This window comes from Syntrophales bacterium (assembly GCA_030655775.1).
Lineage (GTDB): Bacteria > Desulfobacterota > Syntrophia > Syntrophales > JADFWA01 > JAUSPI01.
The window spans coordinates 1-2,961 of sequence record JAUSPI010000142.1; the positions used below are offsets into that span (position 1 = coordinate 1).

Annotated in this window: 4 protein-coding genes; all 4 read right to left on the reverse strand. The window is 44.8% G+C overall.

What is annotated here, in order from left to right:
* Positions 1-383, reverse strand: a 383-nt coding sequence (locus Q7J27_07430; protein ID MDO9528972.1) for a hypothetical protein, incomplete at its 3' end; no start/stop codon positions are given.
* The gene (locus Q7J27_07435; protein MDO9528973.1) at positions 373-1,713 is read right to left on the reverse strand and encodes a TonB-dependent receptor; all 1,341 of its coding nucleotides are present in this window, start codon (positions 1,711-1,713) and stop codon (positions 373-375) included. The genes Q7J27_07430 and Q7J27_07435, both read right to left, overlap by 11 nt.
* 26 nt (positions 1,714-1,739) lie before the next feature.
* Entirely contained in the window at positions 1,740-2,090 is a 351-nt protein-coding gene (locus Q7J27_07440; protein MDO9528974.1) for a Plug domain-containing protein, read from the reverse strand.
* A gap of 10 nt (positions 2,091-2,100) precedes the next feature.
* Entirely contained in the window at positions 2,101-2,652 is a 552-nt protein-coding gene (gene cobO / locus Q7J27_07445; protein MDO9528975.1) for a cob(I)yrinic acid a,c-diamide adenosyltransferase, read from the reverse strand.
* Positions 2,653-2,961: the final 309 nt, after the last annotated feature.

Consider the following 2,961-nt stretch of genomic DNA (forward strand, 5'->3'; position numbering starts at 1 on the left):
CCAAATTTTTCCCTTACCTTTTTATGCAGGCTGGAAACGAAAATTACATCGGGCTTTATCGCGCCAATGGCCTTGATGGATGGTGAAAAAAAGCCGCCGACGACTGCCTTATTGACCGTCTCAGACGGATAAGTGTCGTAATAGGTAACGGCCTTGACCGCGTCTCCTGCCCCTATTCCTAATATTATTTCGGTTATGCCTGGCACAAGAGAGACTACCCTCGACGGCCTTTCTGTAATAGTGATATTGTTACCCTGACTATCAGTAAACTTCACCGGATAGGAAAATACAGGTGCGGCACTCAACAGGATTATAAAAAAAACGATGGCGAATAATATTTTATTAAGAAATCTTGCTTCCGGTTTCATTTTTTCAAAATTCATAATTCAAACCAACCTTCCAGGTTAAAGGCGGCGCAGGATAGCCATCCCCGTATAAGTAATTCTTGTCGAACAGGTTTTCAATCTTCATAAACAACCTTATCTTCTTCAGGTAATAATCCGCTCGGAAATCGGCAATGAAATATCCTGGCACAGATTCCGTATTGTCCGCGCGGGAATACTGTTTTGAGACATATTTTGTGTCCAGATACACGGTTAGATCGACAAAAGGTTTATATCGTATGTCAAATTTTGCTTTATGCTCTGGTTTGCAGGGAAGCCATTTGCCCGTATCATCGTCCTTAGCTGAGAGATAGGTGTAAGATGGCTTGATCTCCAGAGAATCGCATGGTTCCCACTTACAGGAGACCTCTGTTCCCTTGAGAGTCACCTTCCCGAAATTTTCATACCCTCCTCCGGTACCCCCTTCTCCACACACATATGTTATGCGGTCTTTCACCCTGTTGTAGAAGAGAGTGATGCCCCCTTCAAATACCTTGTCCGGATGGTATGAAAAAGCGGCGCTGTAATTCATCGCCTTTTCCATACCCAGATCGGGATTTGGCGATGTTGTGCTGCTTTCGTAATATCTCTGAAGGAATGAAGGGGCGTTATTGGTCTTTACAGCAGCGGTCCGGATGCTAAAATTGTCCCTGTCAAAACACAGTTTAATCTCGGGATTAACCACCTCTTGAAATTCAGAGTAATAAGCACAGCGCACCCCACCGCTTAAAGTCAGCGGAAGATTCTCAAAACGATGATCTTTTGAAAGATGAATTCCGCATTTTTCTTCCTGTTTCGTCTTAACCTTATTTCCGCTTACCTCGGCAATCGCAAAATCTACCCCCGTGTTTATCTCCCCGAATTTTCGCTTTAAATCCTCCATTAATGACCAGCTGTTCAAGACAGTCTCCAGTCCGCTGTCCGGGTTTCTGCTTCCCCTTCTAAAGCGGCTTATGTGTGTGCCGCTTTTTAAGCCCCTGATCTGACATAGGAGAGAGGAACCGAAGGTCTCGTTTTCTGATCTGGATCTCGGGGTCGGGAAGGCGGGCAAACCAGGCATTCCTCTATCTTCTTTGTCAAAATCTAATGACAAATCAAACGAATACTCCTTAGATGGCGAATAATTAACTTTTGTTCCTATCCTTTTTTTATCTCTATCGTCATTTTCTCTAAAACCGTCGGTCTTATCCCAGCCGGCGGATAATCCGACGCCGAAAGGTTTGATGTCCTGCCTGCAATTGACGCTTAAGCTCCGGGTTTTGAAATTTCCGCCATAGACCTCAATATTCCCCCTGTCTCCCTCAAGTTTTTTAGTCGTTATACTGATCACACCCCCGCTGCTGTCATCTCCAAAGGCTACGCTTCCACCTCCCTGTAGATTTCTATCCTTTCAATATTGTTTATGGAAACTAAATTCCACTTAACGGCGCGATGGCTTGACAGAGGGTCATGAATCGGCCGACCGTCGAGCAGAACTCGAACCATATAAGAACCCTGGAGGCAGACAGTGTGTTCACTGGCATCTACACCGGGTATTTGATTCAGGAGTTCTACTACTGTCCTGACATTCATCTCTTTAATCTCGTCGGCAGTGATTATAATCCTGCCGGAGTTACCCACGGTCTTTTCCTCATTTGCCCTCGACGATGGTATGTATATCAGCATTCCTACAATTGTCAGGAATATTATAAAACTTTTTGAACTCACAGATTCTCTTTCATCTTTCAATTCCATCCCTTGCCTGAACACCCTTATGGTAGTAATGTTTGATCTCTTTCATCTCCGTTACGAGGTCAGCTTCTTTGACAATCCGCGGGTCTGCTCCTCTGCCTGTAATAACCAGTTCGACTTCTTCCGGTTTTGCCCGTATGAAATCCAGTAATTCGTCCACGGAGAAGAGATTGTAATGGGTGGCAATATTGGCTTCATCGAGGATAATCATCTGGTACTTGCCGGAGCACATAATCTCTTTGACTTCTTTGAGACCTTCTCGTGCGGCTTGAATATCTTTCTCGTCCGGGTTTCTGTTAATGAAACAGCTTCTGCCGTATTGTTTTAGCGCAATGGAGTCTGACAGTTTATCCAGGATATTAATCTCACTATATCTCATTCCTTTGACAAACTGGGCAATATACACCTTGAGACCGGCGCCGGCAGCGCGCAGGGCAAGCCCCAGAGCCGCTGTCGTCTTCCCTTTGCCATCGCCAGTATAGACCTGAACATATCCTTTCATTTGTTCCCCCACATTATGTTTCCTCTTCGTCCTCATTCAGCCATCCGGAAGTTAGAATGGGGACTATATCAAATTGCCGAAACTTGTAAATGAGCATTGACGGTTTCGTAAAAAGTCATGAAACTGATCCTTTGTCATGCTGAACTTGTTTCAGCATCTAATTATTTCAAGAAGTTAGAGACACTGAATGATCCTGAAACAAGTTCAGGACATGATTCAGGGTGACAATAAAAAACTTTTTACGAAACCGTCAGTATTGATGTCCCGAAGAATTTTGGATGCCTCCCCTTGGTTGGCACTCAGTTGTCTATAAGGAGGTAGACCGCGCCAACCCCGGGGAGGCAG

Coding starts and splice junctions, on each gene's coding strand:
- cobO (MDO9528975.1), bottom strand. CDS start 2,652: ATGAGGACGAAGAGGAAACATAATGTGGGGGAACAAATGAAAGGATAT.